Annotated in this window: 7 protein-coding genes; 2 read left to right on the top strand and 5 right to left on the bottom strand. The window is 56.6% G+C overall.

The features are described from left to right. Positions 1 to 15 precede the first annotated feature (15 nt). Positions 16 to 525, bottom strand: coding sequence for a hypothetical protein (locus K3754_RS05725; RefSeq protein ID WP_259941828.1), 510 nt, complete (start codon positions 523 to 525; stop codon positions 16 to 18). A 236-nt stretch (positions 526 to 761) separates the two neighbouring features. Between K3754_RS05725 and K3754_RS05720 the strand changes: the two genes are divergently transcribed. Beyond that, entirely contained in the window at positions 762 to 1,472 is a 711-nt protein-coding gene (locus K3754_RS05720; RefSeq protein WP_259941826.1) for a hypothetical protein, read from the top strand. A 58-nt stretch (positions 1,473 to 1,530) separates the two neighbouring features. On the opposite strand, the gene K3754_RS05715 is transcribed toward K3754_RS05720, so the two are convergent. Continuing rightward, positions 1,531 to 3,042 carry a caspase family protein gene (locus tag K3754_RS05715; protein WP_259941824.1) on the bottom strand — a complete coding sequence of 504 codons (1,512 nt, stop codon included), beginning with the start codon at positions 3,040 to 3,042 and terminating at the stop codon, positions 1,531 to 1,533. 325 nt (positions 3,043 to 3,367) lie between these two features. On the opposite strand from K3754_RS05715, the gene K3754_RS05710 reads away from it, so the two are divergent. Further along, positions 3,368 to 11,473, top strand: a complete 8,106-nt coding sequence (locus K3754_RS05710; protein ID WP_259941822.1) for a DUF4214 domain-containing protein — start codon at positions 3,368 to 3,370, stop codon at positions 11,471 to 11,473. Positions 11,474 to 11,478: 5 nt separating this feature from the next. Here K3754_RS05710 and K3754_RS05705 read toward each other — a convergent pair whose 3' ends face one another. The 3 genes from K3754_RS05705 to K3754_RS05695 form a co-directional block, all read right to left on the bottom strand. Further along, a complete protein-coding gene (locus tag K3754_RS05705) occupies positions 11,479 to 12,390 on the bottom strand; it encodes a hypothetical protein (protein WP_259941820.1) in 912 nt (303 codons plus the stop codon). A gap of 85 nt (positions 12,391 to 12,475) precedes the next feature. After that, positions 12,476 to 13,072: a putative adhesin gene (locus K3754_RS05700; RefSeq protein ID WP_203211941.1), complete on the bottom strand. Its 597-nt coding sequence runs from the start codon at positions 13,070 to 13,072 to the stop codon at positions 12,476 to 12,478. A 477-nt stretch (positions 13,073 to 13,549) separates the two neighbouring features. After that, entirely contained in the window at positions 13,550 to 14,584 is a 1,035-nt protein-coding gene (locus tag K3754_RS05695; protein WP_259941817.1) for a fatty acid desaturase, read from the bottom strand. Positions 14,585 to 14,756: the final 172 nt, after the last annotated feature.

The following is a 14,756-nucleotide window of genomic DNA, read 5'->3' as shown; positions in this document are numbered from 1 at the left end:
GCCACCGCCGCGAAATCAGTTCTCGGCTGCGGTTTCGCGCCGCCGTTGGCGGCGGCCAAGCTGACTGTACTTGGTATGCATGACGTTCACCGCCCCTTGCGGTTTGAAATCTTTGTCCGGGTGCCAGCATACAATCGCCCTGCCCTTCAAATTGACCTCAAAAAGCGTGCCTTTCCAAACCGTATATCTGGCCAAGGTCGCAGAAAAACTGGGTTGATCGACCAGTTCGATATAAACCGCCAAACGGTGATCGCGGTTCTGTTCAATCACCGCCACCAGCGTATCGGCATCCTTTGAATAGGATTTTTGGGCACTCTGGAAGACCATGCCACGAACGAAATCAATCACATGCGAAATCGCCTCGATCTGGGTCCCGAATTGAGCGCCGGGAATGGCGGCATAAGCATCAAGAACACCGTCGATCCAGCCATGCGCCATGGCCTGATCAAGTCGCCCAGACAGATCCTTGGCCAGTTTATCCAGCCCTTTCGATTCCAGATTATGCAGCCCCTGCGACTTTGCCATAATGTGTCCGTTGTCTGTTCGTGCGCATCTTATCACATCCGCCGCAAAGCGCGAAATCAAGGGCACCATGGTGGCCTTTGGCAACCAATTGCGGGCGGCAACCTTGCTTTGTTTTTCCGACAGGCTTACCATCTTCCGGATAACTCCAATCGTTTGAACATCTCGCATCGCGCACAGAAATGTGTGATTTCAGTTCGTTCGATATGTTCAAATTCTCAGTGGAAAGCGCTGTATCAATGATTTCAAATAAATATACCCGCCTTGCTGTTGGCCTGGTCGCACCCCTTGGTCTGGTTGCGACGCCGGTTTTTGCCAATACCCCAAAACATGCCCAATCGCCCGATTTTCAAGACGCCCAGGCAACTGCGATTGAATTGATTTACCCGCGCTACGCACAGGTCGGCGGGGAGCCGATTGAGCCGGAGCCTGAGTATGAAATGGAAGAGGAAGAAGGCGAAGGCCCCGCCGGACACGAACCCGAGATTGAAGCGACAGATGCCCAAACTGCGGCCTTTGTCACGCAGATCCAGCAGATTGGCGACATTTGCGAAGCCGCGCCCGATGAATACCAGATCGGTTGTTATGCCGCGATGTACCGCGAGCTGGCAGCGGACATCCCGGCCAATGGCGATTATGCCGAGGTAAAACAAATCCTTGAGGACACAGCGCGGGATCTCACCGCACTGACCCGCGCCAACGCAGACAAGGCCAAGCCAAAAGTGCGCGTCAGCACAACAAAGAACAATGGTCAGACCTTGACCACACCGCCCATCACACCGGTAAAGCCAGAAACCATTGTCCCGCTGCGGCAGGCGGCGGCAAATGTGATGGAAGAGGCCGAAACCAAGCTTTTGCGGGCGGCAAGTTCGGATGCCAAACGGGCGATCCACTATCAAAAGATCGCGGCGGCAGTCGGATCAAACAAGGTTCTGTTGCGGTCCGCGTAAGCCGCGCCAAAACAGAAACACAAGACCTGCAAAGGCCGGCCCTCGAAAAGGGTCGGCCTTATCCGTCTTCCAGGCCGTATGCCGCGCGGATGCTGCGATTGGTGCCGGGGCCAAAATCGCCATCAATGCTGCCGGCGTAAAAGGCGTTGTTCTTCAGGAGCTTTTGCAATTCACGGCGGGTTTCCTCTTTGAACATGGTGGGCCGCTGCAACAAAAGGTTCAGCACATCCTCACTGCCCGACCGCAATGCCGCATAGAGATATCCAGCCGCCTCTGGCGGGCCCTTCTTGGCGATCAGCCCATCATCAATCAATGCTGCAAAATTGAACTGCGCCTCGGGCTGGCGCAGATCTGCGGCCCGCTCGAACAGCTCAAGCGCCTTTGCCGGATCAGCCCGCAGACCCAAACCGCCCTGATAATACAAGAACCCGAGATCATTGATTGCATCGGCAAAGTCCTGGTCCGCCGCAGCGCGATAAAGCTCCAGCGCGCGTTTCTCGTCAATTTCCACGCCAAGGCCCTGTTCAAAAAGCTTGGCCAGTTCCATCTGCGCCTCTGGAGATCCTCGCGCGGCGGCCTGTTCCAGAAACTCGACCGCTGCGGCGGGATCAAAACGCGGATCTTCCGGGTTCAACCGGATATAGGCCAATCCCAGCATGGACCGGGTGTCCCCCAGATCGGCCAGCGCCAAAAGCTGCGATTCCTGATCGGGGCGCAGCTTGGACCACGCGGTTGCAGGCTCCGCGCCTGAAATATCGGGTTGGCCTTCGCTGTTGCCGGACAGATAAAACGGGGTGCCGGACAGGCTGCCGTAGGTGTGCGGCTCTTGCAAATTGCCGGTTTCGCGCAGCACCGCATCCCGGACCTGCCGGAACATCAGGCTGATCTCCAGGCCCGGCTCGGCCATCTTGTCAATCAACGCACGGGCATAGGGGCTGTTACCGCGGTTGCCATCAAGAGCGACCTGCCCGTCCTTGGCCGCAAAGGCGACCAATGTGCCGCGATCCGGGTTCGCTGCGGCAAGCCCGCCAACGCCGCGAGTGGCCTCGTCCACCGGTTGCTGGTTCGACGTGTCAGTCTGGGCAAGGCTAATCCCCCCGCCCAAGGGATTGTTTCGGCAACTGTCGAGGATCACGATCCGCATCTTTCGCGCCCGTTCCACCACGGCCAGCATCTCTTTGAGGGAAATGGATTGTTGCTGTACATCATCGTTGCTGCGTGGCCGCGCATCGATGGGGATCAGGAAATTCTCGCCCTGCACCTCAATCCCGTGCCCGGCAAAATAGACCAAAGCCAGATCCGCCGTTTCAGAGCGGAAGGCAAACTCCCGCATCATCTCACGCAGCTCAGCTGCGGTCTTGTCCAAACCCAACGTCACATCAAACCCGATATCGGTCAGCGTCTTTGCGAGAGCCTCTGCATCGTTGCTGGTGTTGGTCAGAGGCTCAATCGACTGATACTGCGCCATGCCCAGAACCAGTGCCACCCGTTCAGGGCTGGCATGGGCCAAATGGACGGTCCCGGCGCACAACGCCAAAGCAAAGAGAAACGCACGCAGCAGAGTTTTCATAGCAGGCCAACTTTCGAAATTCCCGTTGATCGCGCCATCATAGGGTGATCACCTTGGCGCACCATACACCTTTTTTTGAACGGATGCAGCCACCCCGACGGCCGGGGTGCCGATGCCTGAACGCTTGACTTGCAGCCCAATTCGGCTTCTGCTCCCAAAATAGTCCGGGGGGGCTGGTCATGACTTATTCCGCCTCTTCAAGCAATTAGATCGTGCTGACATGCCGGTATTGCGCGAAATTTCTACGCGCTCACCGGTGCAATTTGATCAGAAAAATCTCGTTGCGAATTGCAAATGACACCACCAGATCGAAGATTGGTTTGCCATGCCCGATGATTTTGACGCTTCCATCCTGACCGCTGCCTCTGTCGCGATTGGTGACGCCGCAACTGGAGTGATCGAAACCATCGGCGATCAGGATTGGTTTTCTGTCTCGCTGCTGGCGGGACAAACCTATGAGATCCGCATTGATGGCATTTACAGTGATGATCTCAACACCCTGTTCGATCCCTTCTTGCGCGGCATGTATGATAGCACCGGCATCGCCATTCCCGGCCAGGCTGACGACGACAGTGACCCAGCCACCCGTAGCGCCAGTATAATCTACACCGCCACCTACGACGGCCCACATTTCATCGCGGCTTCGGCCTATAATCTGGGCACCGGCAGTTATACCCTATCGGTCAGTGACCTTGGAACCTTTGACGATTATGCCGCGAGCACATTCACCACGGGCAGTGTATTTGCGGGCGGCTCGGCGTTTGGAGCGTTTGAGACCCAGGGCGATTCCGACTGGTTCCGCGCGGACCTCGTTGAGGGCGTAACTTACCGGTTCGAATTGTTTGGCGATGGTGCTGGCACATGGGCCACGGCCCCTGCCGTCAGCATGGGTTTGCTGCGCGACGCCAACGGAGATGCCATTTCAAACAGTCTGGATATCAGCGGATCCAGCGTGTCTCCTGTTTCCAGTTTTTTCGAATACACCGCCACCTATTCGGGCGTTCACTATGTTGACGCCTCGACCTCCGGCTCGGATATGGGACGTTACCAGTTAGACCTCACCGATCTGGGTTATCTTGACGACTACACCGACAGCAACGCAACGCTAGGGTTTGTTGCGGTCAACGGCAGCACCACGGGCGAAATCGAAGCTGACGGAGACGTCGATTGGATCGAGGTCACGCTGACCGCGGGCGAGACCTATGACATCTACGCCTTGGGACTGGACACCGCCGATGGCACATTGGATTTTCCCGTTATCGAAGCAATAATCGACCCGCTTGGGTCAGCTGTCCCCTATGCCTTTAATGGTGGTGCATCTGGTGGCAACAGCGCCCTGCGCTATCTCGCGACCGCTTCGGGCGCGCACCATATCGCGATTGCGTCCTATGTCGGTCATACTGGCACCTATACCGTTGAGGTCGACGAGATTGCGGTCATTGATGACTATGGCAACAACCCGTCAAGCGATGGTGATCTGCCGATCAACGCCGTCGTCGGCGGAGAAATCGAAACCGCATTTGATCGCGACTTTTTCCTTGTCGAACTGACCGCTGGCACGGTCTATCAGTTTGATCTCAACAGCTCTGGTTTTGTGGACCCCTATATTTACGGGCTCTACAGCTATGCCTGGAACAACTACTATAACCACCCTGACAACCTGATCCCCGGCACGGGCAATGATGATATTGAAGACGGCAATCTGGACAGCCAGATCATCTTTACCGCCCCGACCACCGGCGATTATTTCATCTCGGCAGGTGCTTTCTCATCGACGACCGGCTCTTACACTCTAAGCCTGCTGACCATCGGCTCCGCACTCGATGACTATGCCAACACCACCCTGACCACCGGATCCCTGACCATCGGCGGCAGTGTGACCGGAACCAATGAAACCGAAGACGACGAAGACTGGTTTGCCGTCAGTCTGGAAGACGGGTTCGCCTACACCTTCTCCTTTCTCGGCGAAGACAGCTACCGGTCCGACTTCGACCTGCCAGCCTTACGCGTCTATGATCCGTCCGGCTTTCAAGCCTTTGGCGTGAGTGGTGAAAGCTCCATTTACAACAGCGGCCAGATTACCTTTACCGCCGATGAAACCGGCACCTTTTACATCGCCGTTGGCGACGATGGCGCACAAAACGGGACGGGCTATTATCAGCTGAGCGCGGCGTTGATCGGGCCCGTGGACGACTTTGCCGATGATATCACCACCACCGGCACTTTTGCACCAGGCGGCTTTGCAAATACCCATGTCACAGGCACCATCGAAACCTTTGACGACGTGGATTGGTTTGCGGTCTCACTCGTCCAAGGCAGCCTTTACGACATCCATCTCAAGGGCGAAGAAACCGGCGTCGGCACCCTCGAAGATCCGCTGTTCCTTGGGGTCTATGACAATCTCGGCGCCTTGCTTGGTGGCGAAGACGACGACAGCGGCGAAGGGCTGAACAGTTTTTCCACCTATGAGGCCACCTATACCGGCACCCATTATTTCGCGGTCAGCGCCTCGCCCAGCGAAGGCTCAGACACCGGCAGCTATGTTCTGCAATACGATGAACTTGGCCCGCCTCTGGGCGATCCACTGCTGGACGAGACCGTAAACGAAGGGGACACCTTTACCGCCAATCTGACCCTTGAGGATGTCGGCTTTAGCTCTGACACGGTGATCAATTGGGACGTGACAAGCGTTCTTTTTGCAGGCACCGCCCTGTCACCGGATGATTTCATTTTTGATTACGAATTGGACAACACGCTGGATATCTCGGTGCAGGCGGTGGACGATGATCTGGTCGAGGATGACGAAACACTGACCATTGACACAACGATCTCTTTGAATTGGGTTGGTCCGGCGGGCAACAACGGCGGCGCGACCTATGAAAACGTCAATGGCGGGCAGGTTTTTGGCCAACTGCAGTGGACCGAGGTCGACCTGTCGTTGGAATTTACCATCAACTCTGCGCCCGAAGGGGCGACATCGGAAATTTTTGACTATCAGTTTACCGATCCCGAAGTGATCGGAAATGTCCTGATCGAATATCTCGATGGCAGCGGCGAGGATTTCTCTGTTTTGCCGTTTACCTTTGGCGGCGCTCTGACCGGATCAATGGCCGCAAATGGCGATATCACCGTCAACAGCGCGGCGGCGGCCCCTGGGTCAAGGCTGGTTATTCCTTTCACTGTGATCGACTCGCGTGGCGCGACGACCCTCGGCAACCAGTTCATTACGATGGCGGAACTGGCGGACGACTATCTGCCCGGCGATGACGCAAGCGAATATGGCAATCTGACACTGACGGCCCCGGCAACGGGCAGTATTGAGACGCTAGGCGATCGCGACAGGTTCCTGATTTCTCTGGAGGCGGAGCAGGTCTATTCCCTCTCGCTGGCTTCGGCGGATCTGAGCAATGACCCTCTCTTGGATCCTGCAATTATTGGACTTTTTGATGCGCTCGGCCTGTTGGTCGATGGCACAGCGGACGACAACAGCGGCACCGGAAACGATGCGCTTGTCTCGGGCTTCACAGTCCCAGAGGATGGCATCTACGAGGTCGAGGTCGCCGCTTCTGGCGATCTGGCCACGGGGGATTATGCTCTGACGGCGACGGCCCTTGGCGCAGTGGATGATTATCTGCCGGGACTGTTCGCTACGTCAAATGGCGCAATATCCGTGGGGCAAGCTGCGACAGGGCGGCTGGAGACCGAAGCAGACCGCGACAGGTTCACTGTTGAGCTGACCGCGGGCCATACCTACGAGCTGAACCTGACAGCCAATGGCATTTCCAACGATCCGCTTTTGAACCCCGAACTCTACGGTGTGTTTGACCCACTTGGCACCTTGGTGGCAGGCACCACGGATGACGACAGCGGTCAACGCTTTGATGCGCGCGTCGACAGCTTCCGTGTCACCGCGGACGGGCTTTATGAGATCGAGGTCGGATCGTCGGGAGACGGGTTTGCGGGCGATTACGCGCTCAGCATCGGGACGAAGGACGACTTCCTGCCAGGCACCGCCGTGGATATTCCCGCCTCGCAGTTTGGCACTTTGCTGGTTGACGGAACCGCCGAGGGCCACATCGATTTTGAAGGCGACCGCGATCGTTTTTCTGTTGAACTGAATGCAGGCGATTTTTACGCGCTCACGGTTATCGGCACATCGGGCATCAGTGACCCGTCCTTGATCGGTGTCTTTGACATCGAAGGTGAAATGGTCTCTGGAACCGCAGATGGTGACGACAACCCCATCCCAGACGGAATCGTGCCGATCTTTTCGGTCGAAGCCACAGACACCTACCAAGTCGAAATTGGCAGCCACGGCCCGCAGGGTGGCGGGTACCGTGTTGAACTGATCAACTTGGGCACCGAAGACGATTATTTGCCCGGCCCATTTGCCACCCAATTTGGCAACATTGCCGCCGGTCAGACAGAAGTTGGCAGTATCGAAAGCGCCGGGGACACAGACAGGTTTTTGGCCACGCTTGAGGCTGGCAAACTCTACACCATTTCCCTTCAAGGCAGTGACAGCGCCGGTGGCACATTAAGCGATCCTGCGCTCTTGGGTGTTTATGACCCGCTGAACCAACTTGTGAGCGGCTCAAACGACGACAATTCAGGCACCGGAACAGATGCGCTGGTGACAGGTCTTAATGTCAGCGCAGACGGGGTCTACGAGATCGAGGTTGGATCGATCCTGCAAGGCGCAACGGGCAGCTATTCCCTGAGCCTGATCGAAGACGGCTTCATTGACGATTTCCTACCCGGCGGCACCGCAAGTCAACTGGGCAACGTTGCTGCAGACAATAGCGCTACGGGTGCCATCGAATTTGACACCGACCGCGACAGGTTCCAGGTCAGCTTGGAGGCGGGTTTGGTCTATGAGATCACGGTTTCAGGCGATTCCGGCGGCGGCGGCAGCCTGCCAGACCCGGAACTGTTTGGCCTGTTTGATCTGGAAAACAACCTTGTATCTGGCACGGCAGACGACAATAGCGGAACCGGCCAAGACGCGGCCAGCGCCCCATTTACTGTCGGCAGCGACGGCACATACGAAATCGAAGTGGGCAGCCATCTGGACATAGGCACCGGCGATTACACGGTGGCGGTCAATACGCTGGGCGCAGTTGACGACTACCTCCCCGGCAGCTTTGCCGATGTGTTTGGCGCGCTGATGGTCGATACACCGGCCCTCGGCACAATCGAGACCGCAGGCGACCGCGATCGGTTTGATGTGACGCTTCTGGCCGGGGTGGAATATGCCATCTCGCTAGAGGGGGCCGCGACCGGCGGCGGATCGTTGTCCAACCCCGAATTGATCGGCCTGTTTAGCAGCAGCGGCGCATTGATTGCCGGAACATCCGATGACAATGGCGGCGTGGGCGACAATGCCTTGGTCGATAGCCTGACGGTGGATCAGGACGGGATTTACCAGATCGAGGTGGCCGCATCAGGCGATCTGGGTATTGGCGACTATACATTGACCGCAGACTTCGTGCGCTATCTGGACGATTTTCTCCCGGGTGTCGCTGGCGAATTCGGCGCACTGACCCTTGGCACGCCCGGCAACGGTATCATCGACAGCCCCGGAGACACCGACCGCTTTTTGGTGACTTTGGATGGCGGCACCAGCTATCAGATCAATCTACAAGGTGTGGATTCCAACGGTGGCACATTGGCCGATCCAGTCCTGACGGGCGTTTTTGCACTGGACGGCAGCGGCCCGTTTTCCCAAAGCACCGATGACGACAGCGGTGTTGGAAGGGACAGTCTTGCCAATTTCACGCCACCTGAACAGGGCCAATACTATATCGAAGTCTCCGGTTTTGACGATGAGATCGGCAGCTACACCGTCTCTATCGACGATCTGGGCCTGCTGGATGACTTTGCTGCGGATGTGTCAACCACTGGCCGAATTGTCCCCGGTGGAAGCGCGACAGGATCTATTGATTTCCCCGATGACAGGGATTGGTTTGAGGTCGATTTGACCGCCGGCCGCCTCTACCAGATTGATCTGCTATCGCAAGACGGACCTGCAGCCCTGAGCGATCCCTATTTCTACGGTGTCTATGACAGCAACGGCGTCTTGATCACCAACACAGAGAATGACGACGGCGGCAACGGTGCCAACAGCGCCCTGCAATTCTCAGTCGAAAACTCTGGTACCTATTATTTTTCAGCGGGCGGCTTTCTTGAAACCACAGGGCAATACCAACTGAACCTCAATGATTTAGGGGGCGTTGTTGATAACGACAGCTTTGACATCACGCTCGATTATCAAGGCCCGGAAGAATTCCGCCAAGGATTTGAAGCCGCTGCCGCACGGTGGGAATCCGTTATCACTGGTGATCTGCCCTTTGCCTCGGTCGAGGGCTACGGCTTTGTGGATGACATCCTGATCGAAGTGCAGATTGTCGATATCGAATTGGTGTTCGAAGGGGTTGAGCAGGAGATTCTTGCGATCTCCGGTGTCGTCGAACAGCGCGGTACAGATCTTGCGACGGGGGCGCTGTTGCCGACCCGATCCCGGATCGTCGTCAATGCCGAAGCGGCCGAAACCGTGAAACTGAGCATTGATGATCTGGCGGCCAATGCCATCGGGCGCGCGCTTGGCTTTGGTAGCCTTTGGGAAGAATTTGGGCTGGTGCAAAACACCAATGGGCAAACGGCCTATGTCGGTTCCAATGCGCTGCGTGAATTTGCCGATGTTTCGGGCACACCGAACGGCAGCGCCCTGCTTGAAGACGGTGCAGATGGCGGACTGGCCAATGAATACTGGCGCGAAGCCATCTTGGACAAAGAACTGATGACGCCAACAATCGGGTTCCGAAATGAAAGCAGCGGCCCGCGCCCGCCCGGCGTGATCGACAACGCCCTTAGCGCCATCACAATCGGCGCAATGGAAGATCTTGGTTATCAGGTTAACTATGGCGCCGCGGATCCCTTTGCCCTGCCCACATTGGCCGGCACACAAGCCTCTGTGGTTCAAGCGCCAGCCCCCTCGCCCAACACCGCAGATCCAGCGCCGGCCGCGCTTGTCCTGACGGATGATTACACCGACATCCCCGGCGGCCAGACGATGTATTACGAAAGGCCAAATATCCTGACAGAAAGCCCGGCCAGCTTTGCCTTGGTCAATGGCAACACCAACCTGATCAGCGCGGATGGCAATTCTGCTCTGTTCCTCGAAGGGGTCACGGGGCAAAACCTGCTGATTGATCTGGACGGCGGATTTGAAAAGAACAGCCCGTCTGCCGTGGCTGATCTGAGCGGTACAGTCCACGCCGCCGAGGTTTTCTCGCAAACCGGATCGCGATTGCTGCGCTTTGATTTCTCGCAAAAACCTGTGCTTATCCAAGACCTGTTGGCCGCCTGGCCCGGATTTGATTTCGATGATGAAAACGTCATCGTGGTCGACAGCCTCTCTGGTGCTGCGGTGCGCATCAACCCAGATGCACTGCAGGGCGATGGCAATCAGATCAATGCCGGAACTGGCGATGATTATGTGCGCGGGGGAGATGCCGCCGAATATATCAACGGCGGCGCAGACAATGACATATTGCTGGGTCAGGGCGCAAACGACACATTGATCGGCGGCAGCGGTGATGACATCATCGATGGCGGAACCGGCAGCGATATGGCGCGTTTTTCCGGCGGTCAAACCGCATACACTCTGACACTCAGCCCCACAGAGACCTTGATCGCGGATCGCCGGACAGATGGCGATGGCAGCGATACTCTGGTCGATGTCGAGCTCTTGGATTTCTCCACCAACCTCTTTGGCGGCGCCTTCGATTTGACCTTTTTCGGTGGCCCGACTGGATTGTCCATCGAAGATTTCCAAAGTTTTATCGAGCTTTACATCGCATACTTCAACCGCGCACCGGACGCAGTTGGCCTGAACTTCTGGGGCACCGCCTTTGCCAAGGGGACAACCCTGAGCCAGATGGCGACCCTCTTTGTGGACCAGGACGAGACCAAGGCGACCTATCCCCCTGGCACCGCTTTTGATGTCTTTGCCGAAGCCGTTTACAACAATGTGCTGGGCCGCACCCCTGATCAGGCCGGATTTGATTTCTGGGTTGGCCTGCTTGAAACCGGCGCCGTCAGCCGCGATGCCTTCATTCTCGAAGTGTTGCGCGGTGCGAAATCGGAACTGGACCCCACCCAAGGCGAAGACTTTGTCGCGCAGCAATTGCTAGACCGGGAATACCTTGCCACCAAGACTGACATCGGCACCTATTTTGCGGTCACCAAGGGCATGTCAGACGTGAGTAATGCCACAGATGCGATGGCCCTTTTTGATGGCAGCCAATCCAGTCAAGACGCCGCCGTTGCGGCCATTGACGCCTATCACATCGCCGCGCTTGATCCGGTCAACGGGGCGTTCTTGATGCCTGTGGTCGGCGTTCTGGATGATCCGTTTGCGATTGCCTAGGCGCGTTAGCTGTTGGCCCCGGGCAAGGCGGGCAAGGTCAGATGCGAGTGGATGGTCACATCCCCCTCTTCGCTGACGGAAACCACACGCAAATAGGGCGCTCCGGCGGCGGGATCTTCGGTATGATCATGCGAAATACCCGCAACAACAGCCGCCGAACCGGGTTTCATCACATAATCCTGGAACAGGGTGAGCCGGAAGCGACATTGAAAGCTGTTGCAGATATTGGCCCGATAATTGCGCGGCAATGTACAGCCCTGCACCCCGTGATACACGCAACTGCCTGATGTGCTGTTCTCCGGGATATGGTCCAGATAGTTCTGGACAATCTCATCCGCCGTGGCCTCCGGATTGGACCAGCGGAAATAGTCGATCACATTTTTCTTGATAAAAGCGTGGCGGGTGCCGCCTTGCAAACAGCAATCGCCCTGACAGGCAATGCAGGCCGCATTGAGCGCCATCGGATCCGGCGCTTCCTGCGCAAGGCGGCGGGCATATTCAGGATCATCCTCTGGCCGCTCCGGCGGCTCCTCGCTGGCATCGGTTGCCTCAAAACTCTCGCGCACGGCCGCCCGAAGATGTGCCTCAAACGCCGATCGCCGCTCTGCCGGAAGCGGCACCACGGGAATATCGACATAGGGCGCCAGCCCATGCGCCACTTCGTCCAGATCATCCTCACCAATTTCCTGCGCAGCAGCCATGATGACAGGCGCAGTGCGGGCATGGGTGATCTCCAGCCATTTCTGGTATTGTTCTTCCTGTGATTTTGCCAACTGCCCGGACTGGTCAATTTTCATTCTGGTCGCACATTCCGGACGGTCGCAATAGCCTGCCTCGACAGCCGCGACCGACGTCAGTTGTTGACGGCAGGATTTGCAGAATGCGGGGGTGCGGGCTGGCGGATTGGCGAAAGTCATAGGTTGTTTATCTGTCAAATCCGCTCAAGTAGACATCAAAAAAGGCTATCAGCACTCACCACGGATGTTGCTGCCCCCGTCCTTGTCACCCTGTTACATCCGAAGGTGTCCCGCCATATGGCACGCGGCAGGCCCCAAAATGCAAGGTCTGATATCCCATGTCCTTGATGATCGAAAAAACATCCGACAGGGCGCGCGGTTTGGTCGTGGTCATCACCATCAGATCGATATCCACATTTTGCGCCCCTCTCGCATGGGCCGCCGTGGTCTTTTTTTCATTTTCATAGCGCGTGCCGTTGGGCTCACGTGACAGGACATAGTCGAAGATCGGATTGGGGCCTTCAAAGCTGTCGTAAACGCCTGTTGTCTGGGCAAGCTGTCGGTCCCTGAGTGTTTCAAACGAAGTGTTGTATGCCTTGGCCATGTCCCTCAGATCATCTTCGGCGATGTCCAGTTTCTTGACCAGCCCGCCCCGCGCACGTGCAGGTTCTTTACAGACCGCATCATATACAGACATACCGATGGTGAAATGCCCGTGGCCGGTATAAAAGCAAAGCCGAACCCCAGCAGGAATACTGGTGAATCCGTCACCATCGTTCCACCCACCGTGGCACAACAGAACGATCTGCGTGGCCATCCCGCTTTGAATGATCTTAAATCCGTTCTTCTTCTTCGTTTTCATTACCTTCCTCCGCTGACCTAATGTTGAACTCTCTGTTACTGCGTGCTGCGCCTGCCCTGGTTTTTCATTTGCTCGGCACATGTCGCGACTGCGTGCCTTTGTGGATCACCCCGGTTTCGTGATCCCTCCGTCATCGTCGGGCGGTTTCGGCAACTTTATATCCGGACCTCCGCAGCGAGGGTTCTCAAAAGAATATTCATGCTCAAACACAACCGCCCCACAGCGGCATCGCGAAACACACTGTCCACATTACTGTCCTTGCCTGCAAAATTGCCGGCACCAATGGCACATTGGCTTGATGCACTCCGGTTGACAAAATTTGTAACCGATCAACGAACAGCTCGCACACAAATGGCGCTGAAGGAGAGTCCCAGACATCTCCTGTGTCTGTCAACGCTCAAATAAACTTGTGCTAGCAGCCCCCAAAATGGAAGCCAACTATCGGTAGAAAAGATGATGGCCTGGGGGCGTGGCGCCTCAGCTGCGCAACGCGCGGGCCTGTGCAAAGGACAGCAACTGACGGCTGTCCTCGTCCCACAGGTGCAGCCGGGCATTGGCGAGGCTTTCACGGATCGTCATGCGGTTGCCAATGTCGAGGTCCGGAAAGTCGCGCAGGACATCTGGCAGACGATAAAATGGAATGCGGCTATACAAATGATGGACATGGTGGATGCCGATGTTGGCGGAGACCCACTGCAACACAGGCGGCAAAACATAGTGAGAGCTGCCGTGCAGCGCCGCGTCATGCAGATCCCAATCGGTGCTTTTGTCCCAGTGGGTTTCTTCGAACTGGTGCTGAACATAAAACAGCCAGACACCCGCAGTTGCCGCAAGCAATGTGGACGGCAGAAAAATAAGCAAAATCGGCGCCAGCCCGCCAAAATAAATCACAAGGCCCAGCACGGCGAGGATTGCCGCATTGGTTGCCATCGCGCTGGTCCAGTATTTCGCACGGCCCATCAGGCCAAGCGGAATACGGTTTTGCAACAAGAAGATATATCCTGGCCCCAACCCAAACAGAACCAAAGGATTGCGATACAGCCGGTAGTGTAGCCGCAGAATCCAAGACAGCTTTTGGTATTCTTCGACGGTCATTGTGTGAATGTCGCCCATCCCGCGCCGGCATAGGTTGCCCGATGAACTGTGGTGGACGGAATGCGTATGCCGCCAAACATCGTAGGGCGTGACGGTCAGTACCCCAAGGACACGGCCAACCCAATCACTGAAAGTGCGGCTCTTGAAAAACGCGCCATGGCCGCAATCGTGTTGAATCGCAAACAAGCGCAGCAGAAAACCCGCATTCAGCAAAGACAAACCGAAGGTCAGCCAATAGCTGACCGACATTGCCGCCCAGGCCAACGCCCAAAGCAGGACAAAGGGTACCAATGTCACCCCCAGTTCGAATGCACTGCGTGTGGTCGCAGGTTCGCGGTATCCGGAAAGAACTTTCACCCAGTCGCGTGAAGCACGAATTTCGGGCGATTGCCCGGTAGAATTTTTATTTAGGGACATGCGCCTGCTTCTATCGTTTGAATTTCTGATAAACGATTAACCCGTCGAATCAAGAAGACTCTTGGCCCTTTGCTGCGACAAACGGGCAATTCTCCCTGTTTGGGCAAGCCCCCGCGCAGTGGGAGGCTTTGTCAAAGGTCCGATCAACTTGGGCGGGAACGGAGAAACCGAC

Source organism: Sulfitobacter sp. M368 (genome assembly GCF_025141875.1).
Taxonomy (GTDB): domain Bacteria; phylum Pseudomonadota; class Alphaproteobacteria; order Rhodobacterales; family Rhodobacteraceae; genus Sulfitobacter; species Sulfitobacter mediterraneus_A.
Note: the sequence above shows the minus strand (reverse complement) of the source record. Positions and strands in the feature narration are given on the sequence as shown.

Excerpts from the sequence above, each read along its gene's own strand:
- K3754_RS05705 (WP_259941820.1), bottom strand. The coding sequence starts at position 12,390 with ATGACTTTCGCCAATCCGCCAGCCCGCACCCCCGCATTCTGCAAATCC.
- K3754_RS05700 (WP_203211941.1), bottom strand. The coding sequence starts at position 13,072 with ATGAAAACGAAGAAGAAGAACGGATTTAAGATCATTCAAAGCGGGATG.
- K3754_RS05695 (WP_259941817.1), bottom strand. The coding sequence starts at position 14,584 with ATGTCCCTAAATAAAAATTCTACCGGGCAATCGCCCGAAATTCGTGCT.
- K3754_RS05710 (WP_259941822.1), top strand. The coding sequence starts at position 3,368 with ATGCCCGATGATTTTGACGCTTCCATCCTGACCGCTGCCTCTGTCGCG.
- K3754_RS05715 (WP_259941824.1), bottom strand. The coding sequence starts at position 3,042 with ATGAAAACTCTGCTGCGTGCGTTTCTCTTTGCTTTGGCGTTGTGCGCC.
- K3754_RS05725 (WP_259941828.1), bottom strand. The coding sequence starts at position 525 with ATGGCAAAGTCGCAGGGGCTGCATAATCTGGAATCGAAAGGGCTGGAT.
- K3754_RS05720 (WP_259941826.1), top strand. The coding sequence starts at position 762 with ATGATTTCAAATAAATATACCCGCCTTGCTGTTGGCCTGGTCGCACCC.